Origin of the sequence: Pseudomonas saliphila (assembly GCF_008638345.1) — a bacterium.
In the GTDB taxonomy this organism is placed as follows: Bacteria; Pseudomonadota; Gammaproteobacteria; order Pseudomonadales; family Pseudomonadaceae; genus Halopseudomonas; species Halopseudomonas saliphila.
This window is the reverse complement of the sequence record NZ_VTVA01000012.1, coordinates 18,656-33,572: the sequence shown is the minus strand read 5'-3', so window position 1 is coordinate 33,572 and position 14,917 is coordinate 18,656. Positions and strand designations below refer to the sequence as shown.

At 60.2% G+C, this 14,917-nt stretch carries 15 protein-coding genes and 1 pseudogene; 15 read left to right on the top strand and 1 reads right to left on the bottom strand.

Going from position 1 to position 14,917, the window contains the following annotated elements; genetic code table 11:
- Positions 1-36 precede the first annotated feature (36 nt).
- From FHK95_RS13495 to FHK95_RS13425, 15 genes and pseudogenes are all read left to right on the top strand, one after another.
- Positions 37-1,062, top strand: coding sequence for an aminoglycoside phosphotransferase family protein (locus FHK95_RS13495; RefSeq protein ID WP_408003623.1), 1,026 nt, complete (start codon positions 37-39; stop codon positions 1,060-1,062).
- The gene (murU, locus tag FHK95_RS13490; RefSeq protein ID WP_150305160.1) at positions 1,059-1,727 is read left to right on the top strand and encodes an N-acetylmuramate alpha-1-phosphate uridylyltransferase MurU; all 669 of its coding nucleotides are present in this window, start codon (positions 1,059-1,061) and stop codon (positions 1,725-1,727) included. Before FHK95_RS13495 ends, murU begins: the two co-directional genes overlap by 4 nt.
- A gap of 2 nt (positions 1,728-1,729) precedes the next feature.
- Positions 1,730-2,518, top strand: a complete 789-nt coding sequence (locus FHK95_RS13485) for a DnaJ domain-containing protein (protein WP_150305159.1) — start codon at positions 1,730-1,732, stop codon at positions 2,516-2,518.
- A 91-nt stretch (positions 2,519-2,609) separates the two neighbouring features.
- The gene (gene rpe / locus FHK95_RS13480; RefSeq protein WP_150305158.1) at positions 2,610-3,284 is read left to right on the top strand and encodes a ribulose-phosphate 3-epimerase; all 675 of its coding nucleotides are present in this window, start codon (positions 2,610-2,612) and stop codon (positions 3,282-3,284) included.
- Between the two features lie 2 nt (positions 3,285-3,286).
- Positions 3,287-4,120, top strand: a pseudogene (locus FHK95_RS13475) (phosphoglycolate phosphatase).
- 70 nt (positions 4,121-4,190) lie between these two features.
- Positions 4,191-5,669, top strand: a complete 1,479-nt coding sequence (trpE, locus tag FHK95_RS13470) for an anthranilate synthase component I (protein ID WP_150305157.1) — start codon at positions 4,191-4,193, stop codon at positions 5,667-5,669.
- A 10-nt stretch (positions 5,670-5,679) separates the two neighbouring features.
- Positions 5,680-6,276: an aminodeoxychorismate/anthranilate synthase component II gene (locus FHK95_RS13465; RefSeq protein ID WP_150305156.1), complete on the top strand. Its 597-nt coding sequence runs from the start codon at positions 5,680-5,682 to the stop codon at positions 6,274-6,276.
- Positions 6,277-6,346: 70 nt separating this feature from the next.
- Positions 6,347-7,393, top strand: a complete 1,047-nt coding sequence (trpD, locus tag FHK95_RS13460; protein WP_150305155.1) for an anthranilate phosphoribosyltransferase — start codon at positions 6,347-6,349, stop codon at positions 7,391-7,393.
- Positions 7,390-8,184: an indole-3-glycerol phosphate synthase TrpC gene (gene trpC, locus FHK95_RS13455; protein WP_150305154.1), complete on the top strand. Its 795-nt coding sequence runs from the start codon at positions 7,390-7,392 to the stop codon at positions 8,182-8,184. The genes trpD and trpC overlap by 4 nt, the downstream gene beginning before the upstream one ends.
- A 149-nt stretch (positions 8,185-8,333) precedes the next feature.
- Positions 8,334-8,906, top strand: a complete 573-nt coding sequence (locus FHK95_RS13450; protein ID WP_150305153.1) for a cytochrome b — start codon at positions 8,334-8,336, stop codon at positions 8,904-8,906.
- A 17-nt stretch (positions 8,907-8,923) separates the two neighbouring features.
- Positions 8,924-9,499: a YceI family protein gene (locus FHK95_RS13445; protein ID WP_150305152.1), complete on the top strand. Its 576-nt coding sequence runs from the start codon at positions 8,924-8,926 to the stop codon at positions 9,497-9,499.
- A gap of 218 nt (positions 9,500-9,717) precedes the next feature.
- Positions 9,718-10,662, top strand: coding sequence for a siderophore ABC transporter substrate-binding protein (locus tag FHK95_RS13440; RefSeq protein ID WP_150305151.1), 945 nt, complete (start codon positions 9,718-9,720; stop codon positions 10,660-10,662).
- Between the two features lie 171 nt (positions 10,663-10,833).
- Positions 10,834-11,847 carry an iron chelate uptake ABC transporter family permease subunit gene (locus FHK95_RS13435; RefSeq protein WP_150305150.1) on the top strand — a complete coding sequence of 338 codons (1,014 nt, stop codon included), beginning with the start codon at positions 10,834-10,836 and terminating at the stop codon, positions 11,845-11,847.
- Positions 11,838-12,803, top strand: a complete 966-nt coding sequence (locus FHK95_RS13430) for an iron chelate uptake ABC transporter family permease subunit (RefSeq protein WP_150305149.1) — start codon at positions 11,838-11,840, stop codon at positions 12,801-12,803. Before FHK95_RS13435 ends, FHK95_RS13430 begins: the two co-directional genes overlap by 10 nt.
- Entirely contained in the window at positions 12,800-13,564 is a 765-nt protein-coding gene (locus FHK95_RS13425) for an iron ABC transporter ATP-binding protein (RefSeq protein WP_150305148.1), read from the top strand. The genes FHK95_RS13430 and FHK95_RS13425 overlap by 4 nt, the downstream gene beginning before the upstream one ends.
- Positions 13,565-13,760: 196 nt before the next feature.
- On the opposite strand, the gene FHK95_RS13420 is transcribed toward FHK95_RS13425, so the two are convergent.
- Positions 13,761-14,678 carry a LysR family transcriptional regulator gene (locus FHK95_RS13420; RefSeq protein WP_150305147.1) on the bottom strand — a complete coding sequence of 306 codons (918 nt, stop codon included), beginning with the start codon at positions 14,676-14,678 and terminating at the stop codon, positions 13,761-13,763.
- Positions 14,679-14,917: the final 239 nt, after the last annotated feature.

Here is a 14,917-nt window from a genome sequence, read left to right as displayed (position 1 = left end):
ATTGTGCGGCGCCAGAGCCAGCGCCGTCCGCTCGGGATGGAAATGATGGATTCAAGACAGACATTACTGCATGAATGGTTGCCTTCGGCGTTACAGACAGCCTATAGGGAACAGGGCTGGGGCGCAGTACCCGTAGGTGAAGTTACCACTGCCAGTGCCGATGCCAGTTTTCGCCGTTACTTCAGGTGGAACGATGGCGTACGCACCCTGGTGATCATGGACGCGCCTCCAGAGCGGGAGGACTCAGCCCCCTTTGTCCGGATTGCCGGTTTACTGGCCGAAGCGCATGTGCGCGTGCCCCATATATATGTGGCAGATCTGCAGCACGGTTTTCTGTTGATGGAAGATCTCGGCAGTCACACCTATCTGGAGAGTATCCAGGCCGGCGTCAGTGATGCCGAATGTCAGCGCATGTTTAATGTTGCGATAGCCGTACTGGTGCGCTGGCAAGCAACCAGCCGGCCCGGCGTATTACCAGACTATGACGAAGCGGTGCTGAGCCGCGAGCTGGCGTTGTTTCCTGACTGGTACGTGGCGCGGCATATCGGCCGAGCCATGACGCCGGAGGAGGCCGCCGACTGGAATGAAGTCTGCGCCGTGCTGCTGGGCAGTATTCTCAATGAGGCCAGGGTGTTCGTGCACCGCGACTACATGCCGCGCAACCTGATGACCGCCCCGGGCGAACCTGGCGTGCTGGATTTTCAGGATGCACTGTACGGCCCGGTAAGCTACGACGCCGCCAGTCTGTTTGCCGATGCCTTTTTTAGCTGGTCATCTACCGAACGCGAAAGCTGGTTGCGCGCGTATTGGCAGCAGGCCAGCGCTGCGAAAGTACCGGTTCCCGAGCGCGTAGAAGAGTTTCTCGATCAGGCGCGGCTGATGGCTGTGCAGCGGCATCTCAAGGTGCTGGGCATTTTTGCGCGCATACGCTATCGCGATGGCAAGGCGCGTTATCTTGCAGACGCACCGCGCTTTATTCGCTATCTGCGCGAAGCCTGCGAGCAGGATCCTCGCCTGACGGCCCTGAGCCGATTGCTGGACAGCCTGGGACTGCATGCATGAAGGTTATGATCCTTGCGGCAGGGAAGGGCGAACGGATGCGTCCGCTCACCCTGACAACCCCCAAACCCCTGCTACCGGTCGCCGGCAAGCCTCTGATCCAGTGGCATATCGAAGCGCTGGCCAGTGCCGGGCTGAGGCGGCTGGTCATCAATCATGCCTGGCTGGGCGAACAGCTTGAGCGCACATTCGGGCGTGGCGAGCAGCTTGGCGTGGAGATTGAGTGGTCCGCTGAAGGGCAGCCGCTGGAGACCGCGGGCGGCATTCTCCAGGCATTGCCTCTGCTGGGCGATGCCCCGTTCCTGCTGGTGAATGGCGACATTTTCACCGACTTCGACTTTTCCGGTATTCGCAGCAATCAGACCAGCTTGGCGCATCTGGTGCTGGTGGATAATCCCGCCCACAAGGCTCAGGGTGATTTCGTTCTGGCCGCTGGGCAGATCAGCAATCCCCAAGCCGGCGAAGCCGCACTGACCTACAGCGGTATCGCCATCTTGCATCCGGCCTTGTTCGATGGCCTGCAACCGGGCGCAGCGGCGCTGGCGCCGCTATTGCGCCGGGCGGCAGATCAGGGCCGGGTGACCGGCCAGCATTACTCCGGCGTCTGGATTGATGTTGGCACCCCTGAACGGCTGGCCGAAGCCAACCGACAGGCGCAGGCGCGCTGACCATGCTGTGGCCGGTGACGGTAGCGGGTACCTTTCTCGGCGGACTGGCCGGCGGTGCCCCCGGCTGCATTCTTGGCGCGGTGCTGGGCCATGCGCTGGATCGCCATCTTGAACTGCACAGCTGGAGCGACTTGCCGCAGCGCCTGAGTCGGGCGACCGGTCGCCAGCACTCCTTCGAGCAGGTCCTGTTTACCAGTCTGGGCAGGCTAGCCAAGGCCGAGGGTCAGGTGCAGCCGGCACATCTGCAGCTTGCGCGCGAGATCATGGCCCAGTTTCGGTTATCTGAAGCGGATCGCTTGCAGGCAATGAAGGCCTTCAATCGGGGCAAGGATCCGCACATCAAGGTTTCCCGGATGATCGACCGCTTGTGTGAAGCCGAGCCGGCACGGGCCGCCGATTTGATGGACTGTTGCTGGCGCATGGCGTTGGTCACCGGTGCGCTGGGAGCCGCTTCTGCCCGATTGCTGGATGACTGGGGCCAGCGGGCCGGCTTGAGCCGGCCGGAACAGCAAAGAATGCATCAGCGTCATCGAGCGCGCAGCGACGCCGGGACAGGGCGGCGCGTCCCGGTGACCAGTCAGCAACTATTGGACGAGGCGGCGAATGTACTGGGTGTTGATCTGGGGGCCAAGCCTGAGGCGATCAAACGCGCCTATCGCCGCCTGCTCAGCAAACACCATCCGGACAAACTCACCGGCGCCAGTCAGCAGGAATTGGCCAGGGCGGGCGAACGCATGCATGCCATCCAGCAAGCCTATGAACGGCTCAAACAGCATCGCGGTTTTCGTTGATTTGAGCCACTACTGGCCACACGAAGTAAAAACAGACCGCAAACCTTGCGGTAGACTATGCCAGTCCCGAATTTACCCCTGAGGTCCTGTCATGTTTGATTACGCGATCGCCCCATCCATTCTGTCAGCCGATTTTGCCCGTCTGGGCGAGGAAGTCGATCGCGTATTGGCCGACGGGGCGGATATCGTTCACTTCGATGTAATGGACAACCATTACGTACCCAATCTGACCATAGGGCCAATGGTGTGCAGCGCGTTGCGCAAGTACGGCATCACCGCGCCCATCGATGTGCACCTGATGGTCAGGCCGGTCGACCGGATGATTGGGGACTTTCTCGAAGCCGGCGCCAGCTATATCACTTTCCATCCGGAGGCCAGTGACCATATCGACCGCTCACTGCAGCTGATCAAGGAAGGCGGTGCCAAGGCAGGACTGGTGTTCAATCCGGCCACGTCGCTGGACTGTCTCAAGTACGTCATGGACAGGGTCGACATGGTGCTGCTGATGAGCGTGAACCCCGGCTTCGGCGGACAGAAATTCATTCCCGGTACCCTCGACAAACTGCGAGAAGCACGTGCGCTGATTGATGCCAGCGGTCGTGACATCCGTCTGGAAATAGATGGCGGGGTCAACGAGGGCAACATCCGCGAGATCGCCGAAGCGGGCGCCGATACCTTTGTGGCCGGTTCGGCCATTTTCAACAAGCCGGACTACAAGGCTGTGATTGACCAGATGCGCGCTGAGCTGGCGCAGGTGCGGCGCTGAGCATGTCGGCACTGCGTGGGCTCTTCGATGGTGGCTTGCCGCGGCTGGTGATGTTCGACCTGGATGGCACCCTGGTTGATTCGGTGCCCGACCTGGCTGCTGCAGTGAACCATATGCTGGGACAGCACGGCCGTGCGCCCGCGAGCCTCGAACAGGTTGGCTATTGGGTGGGCAATGGCGCGCCGGTACTGGTGCGACGAGCCCTGGCGCGGTCGGTGGATCATGCCGGAGTTGATGATGATGAGGCTGACGCTGCGTTGCAGGTGTTCCTGCAGGCCTACGGTGGCGCGCACGAACTCACTACCCTGTATCCCGGCGTCGCGGAATGTCTCCGTTGGCTGCAGCAACAGGGGGTGAAAATGGCGGTGGTTACCAACAAGCCACAGCGCTTCGTTGCGCCGTTGCTGGGGGAGATGGGGATCGCCGGCTTCTTCGAGTGGTTGATAGGTGGCGACACCTTGCCAGTGAAAAAGCCCGACCCCGCTGCGCTGCTCCATGTCATGCGACTGGCGCAGGTGGAGCCAGAGCACAGCCTGTTCATTGGCGACTCGCGCAACGATGTGCTGGCGGCCCGGGCTGCCGACGTGCGGGTGGTTGCAGTCCCCTACGGTTATAACCACGGGCGCCCCATAGCCGAGGAAAACCCCGATCTGCTGGTTGATTCACTTGACGCGCTCATATAGCCTTAGGGTCTGTTGACGTTTCGTCGCGGTTGTGACGAAACGTCAACAGACCCTAGCTTCCAACCCGTATTCCATGGATCAGCCGTGTTTGTCAGCAACCGCATACTGATGAGAATGATGAAGGCGCTCGCCCGCTGGCGTTGGCGTACCTGAAATTGTTCGGCCTGCGTATAACGCGGGCACCGGTTTGTGTCTGACAATTACCCGCCCTGTGAGGCTGATCATGACCCGCGAAGAATTCCTCCACCTGGCCAGCCAGGATTACAACCGCATACCTGTTGTGCGTGATGTGCTCGCTGACCTGGATACCCCGCTTTCAACCTATCTCAAGCTTGCCGATGGCGCCTATTCCTACCTGCTGGAATCGGTGCAGGGCGGTGAAAAATGGGGCCGTTATTCGATCATTGGCCTGCCCGCCCGGACCGTTCTGCGGGTAACCGGCCATCTCTGTCAGGTGCTGGTAGACAACGTCGAGACCGAACGCCATGAGTGCGCCGACCCGCTGGCCTTCGTCGAGACCTTCAAGGCACGTTATCGGGTCGCCGACGTTCCGGGGCTGCCGCGTTTCAATGGCGGCCTGGTCGGCTATTTCGGTTATGACTGTGTGCGTTATGTCGAGCAGCGCCTGGCTCAGTGTCCGAATCCTGATCCTCTGGAAACACCCGACATCCTGTTGATGGTGTCCGAAGAAATCGTGGTGTTCGACAATCTCGCGGGCAAGCTGCATGCCATCGTGGTGGCTGATCCGGCTCGTCCCGAGGCCTATGACGAAGCCTGCGCCCGGCTCGACGTACTGCTCGGCAAGCTGCGCCAGCCGCTGGCGCAGCGCTCGAACCTGAATCTGGATGTACCGCTGGACCGCGAGCTGGATTATCGCGCCACCTTCACCAGGGAGGACTATCAGCAAGCGGTCGATCGGGTGAAGGAATATATCCTTGCCGGCGATTGCATGCAGGTCGTGCCCTCCCAGCGCATGAGTATCGACTTCAAGGCTGAGCCCATCGATCTGTACCGCGCGCTGCGCAGTCAGAACCCGACGCCCTATATGTATTTCTTCAATTTCGGCGACTTCCATGTGGTCGGCAGTTCACCTGAAGTACTGGTGCGCGTCGAAGACGGCGAAGTGACGGTGCGCCCCATTGCCGGTACCCGACCACGCGGCGCCACCGAGGAAGCTGATCTGGCGCTGGAGCAGGACCTGCTTTCGGATGACAAGGAGCTGGCCGAGCACCTGATGCTTATCGATCTGGGTCGTAACGATGTAGGCCGCGTGTCCCAGATCGGCAAGGTGCAGCTCACCGAGAAGATGGTGATCGAGCGCTATTCCAACGTCATGCATATTGTCTCGAACGTGCGTGGGCAGCTGCTCCCGGAGCTCACCGCAATGGATGCATTGCGCGCCATACTTCCCGCCGGCACGCTGTCCGGCGCGCCGAAGATTCGCGCCATGGAAATCATCGATGAGCTGGAGCCGGTCAAGCGCGGCGTGTATGGCGGCGCAGTCGGTTACTGGGCGTGGAACGGTAATATGGATACCGCCATCGCCATCCGCACCGCGGTGATCAAGAACGGCGAACTGCACGTGCAGGCCGGTGGCGGCATCGTCGCCGACTCGGTACCTGAGCTGGAATGGGAAGAAACCATCAACAAACGCCGCGCCATGTTCAGGGCTGTGGCCCTGGCTGAACAGTCCGTCGAGTGAGGATCAAGACATGCTGCTGATGATCGATAACTATGATTCCTTCACCTACAACGTGGTGCAGTACCTCGGCGAGCTTGGCGCCGAAGTAAAGGTCATCCGTAACGATGAGCTGACCCTGCAGGCAATCGAAGCCCTCAAGCCCGAGCGCATCGTCGTGTCCCCCGGCCCCTGCACGCCGAACGAGGCCGGCGTATCGGTCCCGGCGCTCAAGCATTTCGCCGGCAAGTTGCCAATCCTGGGTATCTGTCTGGGACACCAGAGCATTGGCCAGGCGTTCGGCGGCAAAGTTGTTCGCGCGCGGCAGGTCATGCACGGTAAAACCAGTCCGGTCTATCACGAAAACACAGGGGTGTTCGCCGGGCTGGAGAATCCCGTGACGGTGACCCGCTATCATTCGCTGGTGGTCAGCCGCGAGCAACTGCCGGACTGTCTGGAAATCACCGCCTGGACCCAGCACGAAGACGGTTCGATGGACGAGATAATGGGACTGCGTCACCGTGAGTACATGATCGAAGGCGTGCAGTTCCACCCCGAATCGATCCTCACCAACCAGGGCCACGAGCTGCTGGAGAATTTCCTCAAACAACAGGGCGGTCTGAGAAACTGATGATGTCGCGTCGCGGCGCGCGACGAGACCTCAACCGATTCTTGGGCTGATTGCACAACAAGGAGCACCCATGGACATCAAGGCAGCACTGGCCCGCGTGGTCGACCACATTGATCTGAGCACCGAGGAAATGCAGGCGGTGATGCGCCAGATCATGACCGGGCAGTGCACCGACGCGCAAGTGGGCGGGTTTCTGGTCGCCCTGCGTATGAAGAGCGAAAGCATCGACGAAATTACCGGCGCCGCCATGGTCATGCGCGAGCTGGCCTCCGGCGTGGATATCCCGGGCGATCGTCTGGTCGACACCTGCGGTACCGGCGGCGATGGCGCCAATATTTTCAACGTCTCCACCGCCGCGGCCTTCGTTGTGGCGGCAGCTGGCGCCAAGGTGGCCAAACATGGCAACCGCGCCGTGTCGGGCAAGAGCGGTAGCGCCGATCTGCTGGAAGCCGCGGGGGTCAATCTGGATCTGACGCCGCAGCAGGTGGCCCATTGTGTCGACAGCGTTGGCGTCGGTTTCATGTTTGCGCCGTCGCACCATGGCGCAATGAAATACGCCGTCGGCCCGCGCCGAGAGCTCGGCCTGCGTACCCTGTTCAATATTCTTGGCCCCATGACCAACCCGGCGAAGGTCGAACATCAGGTGCTGGGTGTCTTCAGCGAAAAACTCTGTCGCCCCATGGCTGAAGTGCTCAAGCGTCTTGGCAGCAAGCATGTGCTGGTGGTGTGCGCCAAAGACGGGCTGGACGAGCTGAGTCTCGCATCGCCCACTCATATCGCCGAGCTGCGTAACGGCGAGATCACCGAATACGACGTGACGCCTGAAGACCTGGGCATCGAGAGCCGCAGTCTGATCGGGCTGAGTGTTGACGGCCCCGAGGCCTCGCTCACCTTGATTCGTGATGCACTGGGCAAGCGCCAGACCGAAGCCGGCGAGCGGGCCGCGGACATGATCATTCTGAATGCCGGCGCGGCGCTTTACGCTGCCGATCACGCCTCTTCACTGCAGGAAGGCGTCGAGCTGGCCTCCGATGCCCTCTACAGTGGCATGGCGCGGGAAAAGCTGGCGGAACTGGTGGTCTTCACTGAAGTTTTCAGAGAGGAGGCTGCCCAATGAGCCTGCCGACCATTTTGCAGAACATCGTTGCGCGCAAGCATGAGGAAGTGAAGGAGCGTCGCGCGCAGACGTCATTGGGCGAACTGGAACGTCTGAGCGCCGCCGCCGATGCGCCGCGGGGGTTTGCCGATGCACTGCGCAGGCGTGCCGCCGCGCGCCAACCGGCGGTGATCGCCGAGATCAAGAAGGCCTCGCCGAGCAAGGGCGTCATCCGCGAGAACTTTGTCCCGGCAGATATTGCTGCAAGCTACGAGCAGGGCGGCGCGGCCTGTCTGTCCGTGCTGACCGATGTGGACTTTTTCCAGGGCCATGATGACTATCTGCGCCAGGCGCGCGCAGCCTGCAGTTTGCCGGTGATTCGCAAGGATTTCATGGTCGACCCCTATCAGGTCGTCGAAGCGCGGGCGATGGGCGCTGATTGCATCCTGTTGATCGTTGCCTCGCTTGAGGACACGCAGATGGCCGAGCTTGCCAGTGTAGCGGCGGAGCACGGGCTGGATGTACTGGTCGAGGTGCATGACGGTGCCGAGCTGGATCGGGCGCTGAAGCTCGCCACCCCGCTGATCGGCATCAACAACCGTAACCTGCATACCTTCGACGTGAGCCTTGAGACCACTCTGGATCTGTACCCACAGGTGCCGACCGACCGCATGTTGATCACCGAAAGTGGCATTCTCAACCGGGCCGACGTAGAAGTGATGCTTGCCCACGACATATACGGATTCCTGATCGGTGAAGCCTTCATGCGCGCTGACGATCCGGGCGCCGAGCTCAAGCGGCTGTTTTTCTGATTATCTGCATGCGCACGCCGACTCGAGCTCAGTCTGGGTCGGCGAGCGCTTCATATCGAATTTATAGATAACTCCTACTTACATATTGCGCTTTATCTTCCATCGGTTCGATGTGAGAATCCTTTTCATTGCAATGAATGGATGCCGTGATGCACCTCAAGAACACTCCCAGCCGGTATGGCGCCGTCGCAGTCGCGTTGCACTGGAGCGTCGCGCTGACAGTGATCGGACTGGCCATTCTTGGCCTGTGGATGGTTGACCTCACTTATTACAGCCCTTACTACCGCAGCGCGCCTTTCTGGCACAAGAGCATCGGCATCACTCTGGCCGCTGTGATGGTATTACGGCTGTTCTGGCGGTTAATGAATCCCCGCCCTGCGTCGCTGCCGAACCATCAGCCATGGGAGAAGCGGCTGGCCGCTCTGGTGCATACACTGCTCTACGCTCTGCTGGCGGTGATTGTTATCAGTGGATACCTTATTTCGACCGCGAAGGGCCAGGGCGTCAGTGTCTTTGGCTGGTTCGAAATCCCCGCTGTGCTGACTGACCTGCCTGAGCAGGCTGACCGTGCTGGCGCAGTGCACTACTGGGTCGTGATCAGTGTGTTGGTACTGGCTGGACTGCACGCCCTGGGCGCGCTGAAACACCATTTTATCGATCGAGACGACACGCTGCGGCGTATGCTGGGCATGCGGCCCCGTGGCGCTCGGCAGAATCCATGAGAAAACAGGAAGCCAATATGAAAAAAACCTTTGCAGGCATTGCGTTGGGCGGATTGCTCGCCTTGTCCGGTTCGCTTCACGCAGCCGATTACGCTATCGACAAGGAAGGCCAGCACGCTTTCATCAACTTCAAGACAGGCCACCTCGGTTTCAGCATGCTGCATGGTCGTTTCAATGACTTTGACGGGACTTTTAGCTGGGACGAGAAAAATCCTGAATCCAGCAAGGTGAATGTCACTATCAACACCGCCAGCGTGGACTCCAACCATGCTGAGCGTGACAAGCATTTGCGCAGCGATGATTTTCTGGATAGCAAAAAGCATCCGCAGGCGACCTTTGTATCGACCAATGTGGAGATGACGGGCGAGAAGACCGCCAATGTCACCGGTGACCTGACGTTGAACGGTGTGACCAAGCCGGTGGTGCTGGATACCCGCTTCATCGGTGAAGGTGAAGATCCCTGGGGTGGCTACCGTGCGGGGTTCGAAGGAACTACCAGCATCAAGCTGAAGGATTTCGATATCTCCATGGACCTGGGGCCCGCTGCAGCGGAAGTAGAGCTGGCGTTGAGCATCGAAGGTATTCGTCAGTAAGCCTTGCTGGATAAAGGCGCATTAACTGAAGCGGCGAGCCATGGGCTTGCCGTTTTTGTTTTTGGAACCAACCGTTGTCCTTAAGGGTGAGCCAAGCGAAACGAATACTGGTAGGATGCAAACAAGAATTGATCGCGTTTAGGGCTTGCTGCCAGATTCAGACCAGCGCAGGCCGGAACCGGCCGGATCAGAACGTTAACTCCTACAGGACGCTATTCATGTCGCTTCGTCAAAGTCGTATTCCCGCTCGTATTTCCAGCTGTCTTCTGGTTACTGCCATGATGTGGGGCTTGTCCAGCCCGGCGTTGGCTGCAGCAGACATCAAGGTCACGCACAACGGCGGCGAGACCCAGGTATCGGCGAATCCGCAGAACGTGGTTGTGCTGGACTGGTCGACTCTCGATACATTGGCGCAGCTTGGCGTGCAGGTTAACGGGATTCCTTCGTCCAATCCGCCGGAGATGCTCAAACAGTATCGTGATGGGGATTTTGTCAGGGCAGGGTCGCTGTTCGAGCCGGATTTCGAGGCGCTGAAAAATACCAAGCCTGATCTGATCATTCTCGGTCGTCGTGCCCAGGGCAAGTTCGAAGAAGTATCGAAGTTCGGTACCACCCTGGACCTGACCCCCGATCCAAAGGACCTGCTGGGCAGCGTGGAGCGCAACACTCTGCTGCTGGGTGAGATATTCGGCAAGCAAGACAAGGCCGCAGAGCTGACGGCTGAGCTGAAAGCCTCAGTCGCAGAGCTCAAGAAGCTCACCGCTGGTCGCGGCGACGGGCTCCTGGTGCTGACCACAGGGGGCCGCATGGCAGCCTTTGGGCCGGGTACCCGCTTTGGTCTGATCCATGATGTATTTGGCGTCGAGGAAGCGGTGAAGGACCTGAAAATCGGTCGTCACGGTCAGTCTGTGTCCTTTGAGTTTCTGCTTGAGGCCGATCCGGACTGGCTGTTCGTCATGGACCGTGATGCTGCGATCGGCCGCGAAGGCACCGCTGCTGCCGAGCTGATGGACAATGAGCTGGTCGAGGCGACCACGGCGGGTAGCAAGGATCAGATTGTCTATCTCGATCCAGCCAGCTGGTATCTGCTGGATAACAGCGGTATCGGCGTGATGCAAAAGAGTGTCGATGAGCTGATCAAGGTATTCTCCGCCGCTCGCTGAAGCGTGCCTGCCAGTTTGGGGCGCTCGGTCGCGCTGGGTTGAAACCCGACGGAAAATGTTCAATTACCCTGGGTAAATTGCTTTTTTTTCTGGCGGATTTCACCTCGCCTGACCATCGCGCTACGCTTGTCGGTCCTAGGGAGCTGTTCTTTTGTTGTTCAGGCAGGAAGCATGACTCATCACATTTCTTCACCCGCCACAGGGTCGCCGTCACGGGCGACCCTGTGGCTTTTTCTGCTGCTGGTGCTAGTCGTTGTGCTCGGGCTGTGCAGTCTGAATGTCGGCGCCAGCCGCATGAACCTGCTCAACGTATTCGGCGCCGATCCGGATGACCGCATCTCCAAGCTGCTGTTCGTAAGCCGTCTGCCGCGCACTGTCGCGTTGATTCTTGCGGGCGCCGCCTTGGCGGTGGCGGGGGCCATTCTGCAGATGATGGCGCGCAACCGGCTGGTGGATACCTCCACCACCGGACCTATGGAGGCCGCGGCTCTGGGCATGTTGGTACTGGCCATTGTGGTGCCTCAAGGGCTGCCACTCTGGGCGCGTTTTCTGGTGGTCAGCAGCTTTGCCGCGGGCGGTATTCTGTTGTTCCTCGGCGTGCTGAAACGTATGCCGCTGCGCTCGGCGCTGATTGTTCCCCTGGTCGGGCTGGTAATGGCTGCGGTGGTACATGCCGGCAGTGGCTTGCTGGCGCATCATTTTGATCTGTCGCAGTCATTGCGCGCCTGGGGCAGCGGGGATTTCTCTGCGGTGTTGCGCGGTCGCTACGAGCTGCTCTGGATTGCCGCCGTTCTGACTGTGGCAGCAATGCTGTTGGCGGACCGGTTTACTGTCATCGGCATGGGCCGCGACTTTGCCACCAACGTGGGGGTGAACTACACACGCCTGCTTGCAGCGGGCGTGGTGCTGGTATCGCTGATTGTCGGCAGCGTGGTGGTCACAGCAGGCGTTATCCCCTTCATTGGTCTGGTGGCGCCGAACCTGGTGCGGCTGATCACCGGAGACAATCTGCGCCGTGCCATTCCGCTGATCGCCTTGATGGGCGCGGCATTATTGTTATGTGCGGACCTGCTTGGGCGCCTGTTGATTCATCCCTATGAGGTGCCCTCGTCGAACATCCTGTCGATCGGCGGTTGCCTGATATTTCTGGGCATACTGCTGCACGGGAGGTCCAGATGGGCGTGAAGCAATCACGCGATCCTGCTGCCCTGCGGCTGGCGATACTGGTGAGTTTGGCGCTGCTGTGTGTGGTGGGTTTCATGACCTTCAACGTGCAGAGCGACTGGGCTTTCATTCTTGAATACCGCGGCAGCCGCCTGGCAGCCATGCTGCTCGCCGCCTGCGCTATCGGTATTTCCACCGTGCTGTTCCAGACCATCACCCATAGCCGGCTGCTGACGCCTGCGCTCATGGGATTCGATGTGCTCTATGTGCTGGTGCAGACCCTGGGCATGCTGCTGCTCGGCAGCGAACTGGTCGAATGGTCCCCCTCGCTGCGTTTTGCGCTGCAAGTGCTGGTCATGGTGGCGCTGGCCCTGTTGCTGTTCCGGCTGCTGTTTTCCGGGTCGGTGCGCAGTCTGCATCTGATGATCCTGCTCGGCATGCTCGCCGGCATGCTGTTTCGCGAACTCTCGGAACTGGGCGGTCGGGTGTTGGATCCCAGTGAGTTTGGTATCAGTCAGGGCGTCGCCCAGGCCAGCTTCAGCCGCATGAACACCGAGTTGCTGGCTGTCGCGGCGCTAGCGCTGGTGGTGGGGTGTCTGTTGCTGTTGCGTTGGCGTCGCAGCCTGGATGTGCTCGCACTGGGGCGTGATATCGCCATCAATCTGGGTGTGGCATACGAGCGAATGATATTGGGCGTCATGGCTGTGGTGGCCATTCTGGTATCCGTGGCCACGGTCCTGGTCGGTCCTACGCTGTTCTTCGGTCTGCTGATTGCCAACCTGGCCTACTGGTTCACCGGGTCCCAGCGGCACCGCTGGACGCTGCCGGCCAGCGTCATGGCCGGTGTGATCTGCCTGGTCGGCGGCCAGCTTGTGCTGGACCATATTCTTGCCTCAACCCTGCCGCTGGCACTGGTCATCGAGCTGGCGGGCGGTTTGCTGTTCATAGCGCTGCTGATGCGCGGAGTCAGACAATGATCGAAACCCATGCAGTATCCAAACGTTATGGCGACACGCTGGTCGTTGATAACGTCTCGCTGAGTATTCCGCGCGGCGGCTTCACCTCCATCATCGGCCCGAACGGCGCGGGCAAGTCCACGCTGTTGTCGATGATCAGCCGGCTGACACCCATGTCCTCGGGCAGCGTCATGGTTGACGGGCTGGATGTCACTCGCACGCCCGGTAATGTGCTGGCTCGTCGTCTGTCGATCTTGCGCCAGGACAACCAGACATCCCTCCGGCTGACCGTGCGCGATCTGGTCGCCTTCGGTCGCTTCCCGCATTCGGGCGGGCGTCTGACCGCCGAGGATCACCGTCATGTCGACGAAGCCATGGAGTACCTGCGGCTGGACGCTTACCGCGACCGGCCAATCGATGAGTTGTCAGGCGGTCAGCGCCAGCGCGCCTATGTGGCCATGGTCATGTGTCAGGACACCGAATACGTGCTGCTCGACGAACCGTTGAATAACATCGATATGCGCTTTGCCGTGGACATGATGCAACTGCTGCGCCGCGCCGCGGACGAGAAGGGCAAAACCGTGGTCGTGGTGCTACACGACATCAACTTCGCCTCCTGCTATTCCGACCACATCATCGCCATGCGCCAGGGCAAACCGGCGTATCAGGGCACGCCCCAGGAGATCATCCGCGACGAGGTGCTGCGTGATCTGTATGAGATGGATATCGGCGTGCATGAGGTGGATGGACAGCGGATCTGTGTTTATTTTCGGAAGGGGTGATTTGTCGGAGGAGCGGCTTGCTGATGCGCGCCTTTGCCTTGATGCAGAACCAAACCACCTACCAACCAAAAACGGCCTCAAAGGGGTTGTGGTGACCCATAGAATCTCCCGTAAGGTGAGCGCGGGGCGCATTGGGCTGTCGTGGGAGGCGCGACCCGCGGCGATGACAGCCTTTCAGACGAACGGAAGATACAGGCTAGATGACAGGCCCGCCCACCGCCTCCCGCCCATACGCTTGCGCCTCGGCAATCACCCAATCCCTGAACGCCAGCAAGGTCGCCGATTCAGCCTTGCGCTCGGGAATAACCAGATAGTAACCCTTGTCGCTTTCAAAGCTGTGCGGGTTGGCGATCACCAGACGGCGGGTTTCCAGTTCGTTGCGTATCAGAAACGGCGGTATCAGAGCCACGCCCATGCCCAGCATGGCGGCCTGGGCGAGCATGGAGAACAGTTCCAGGCGGGTGCCGTTGAGGTCATGTTCCACGCGCATGTCCTGTGAGCCAAACCATTGTCGCCAGGCGTAGGGGCGCGTGCTCTGTTGCAGCAGCGGCATGCCCGATATGTCCGCCGGCGTCAGCTCGGTCCGATCACCCAGTAGCGCTGGGCTGCAGACCGGGACCGAGTGCTCCTTCATCAAAAAGTGCGCCTCGGTACCCGACCAGTCCCCATCGCCGAAATAGATGGATGCATCGAACTCGGTATCGGCGAACAGGAAGGGGCGGGTGCGGTTGGTAAAGTTGACGGTAACCTGCGGATTGGCCTGGATGAACTGCCCCAGGCGCGGCAATAGCCATTGGGTGCCGAAGGTCGGTACCAATGCCAGCTCGAGTGTGGCGGTACCCTGATTACCCATGACCGACAGCGTGTCGCGTTCCACCGCATCCAGCCGGCTGGCGATACGACGGCTATAGGTCTGACCTGCCTCGGTCAGCTTGACGCCCCGGCGGGTCCGTCGAAACAGCTGCACATCGAGGAATTCCTCCAGGTTGGCAATCTGCCGGCACACAGCACTCTGCGTGAGCGACAGCTCCTCGGCGGCCTTGGTGAAGCTTTCATGGCGAGCGGACGATTCGAAACAAATCAGCGCCTGGGTGGGGGGAATCTTGCGGCGCATGGAGCCTCCAATGTTGACAGTAGTGCGCTTCCCCCAAAGCGGGACTATGCTTCGGAATGCGCTTTATCAACCATCAGCGGGTCTGTCATAACCACAGCGTGAGGGTTGCGTTGAGTTCGGAGTTCCAAAATAGCACAGGCGGCTGAAAAAAAGGCGCTTGCCGGCGGCTCCCGACGCCCCTACTATCCAGTCCATACCGAGGCACTGCCTTCAGTGCCCATCACAACAAACACATACGG

Coding starts and splice junctions, on each gene's coding strand:
- FHK95_RS13495 (WP_408003623.1), top strand. CDS start 37: ATGGAAATGATGGATTCAAGACAGACATTACTGCATGAATGGTTGCCT.
- murU (WP_150305160.1), top strand. CDS start 1,059: ATGAAGGTTATGATCCTTGCGGCAGGGAAGGGCGAACGGATGCGTCCG.
- FHK95_RS13485 (WP_150305159.1), top strand. CDS start 1,730: ATGCTGTGGCCGGTGACGGTAGCGGGTACCTTTCTCGGCGGACTGGCC.
- rpe (WP_150305158.1), top strand. CDS start 2,610: ATGTTTGATTACGCGATCGCCCCATCCATTCTGTCAGCCGATTTTGCC.
- trpE (WP_150305157.1), top strand. CDS start 4,191: ATGACCCGCGAAGAATTCCTCCACCTGGCCAGCCAGGATTACAACCGC.
- FHK95_RS13465 (WP_150305156.1), top strand. CDS start 5,680: ATGCTGCTGATGATCGATAACTATGATTCCTTCACCTACAACGTGGTG.
- trpD (WP_150305155.1), top strand. CDS start 6,347: ATGGACATCAAGGCAGCACTGGCCCGCGTGGTCGACCACATTGATCTG.
- trpC (WP_150305154.1), top strand. CDS start 7,390: ATGAGCCTGCCGACCATTTTGCAGAACATCGTTGCGCGCAAGCATGAG.
- FHK95_RS13450 (WP_150305153.1), top strand. CDS start 8,334: ATGCACCTCAAGAACACTCCCAGCCGGTATGGCGCCGTCGCAGTCGCG.
- FHK95_RS13445 (WP_150305152.1), top strand. CDS start 8,924: ATGAAAAAAACCTTTGCAGGCATTGCGTTGGGCGGATTGCTCGCCTTG.
- FHK95_RS13440 (WP_150305151.1), top strand. CDS start 9,718: ATGTCGCTTCGTCAAAGTCGTATTCCCGCTCGTATTTCCAGCTGTCTT.
- FHK95_RS13435 (WP_150305150.1), top strand. CDS start 10,834: ATGACTCATCACATTTCTTCACCCGCCACAGGGTCGCCGTCACGGGCG.
- FHK95_RS13430 (WP_150305149.1), top strand. CDS start 11,838: ATGGGCGTGAAGCAATCACGCGATCCTGCTGCCCTGCGGCTGGCGATA.
- FHK95_RS13425 (WP_150305148.1), top strand. CDS start 12,800: ATGATCGAAACCCATGCAGTATCCAAACGTTATGGCGACACGCTGGTC.
- FHK95_RS13420 (WP_150305147.1), bottom strand. CDS start 14,678: ATGCGCCGCAAGATTCCCCCCACCCAGGCGCTGATTTGTTTCGAATCG.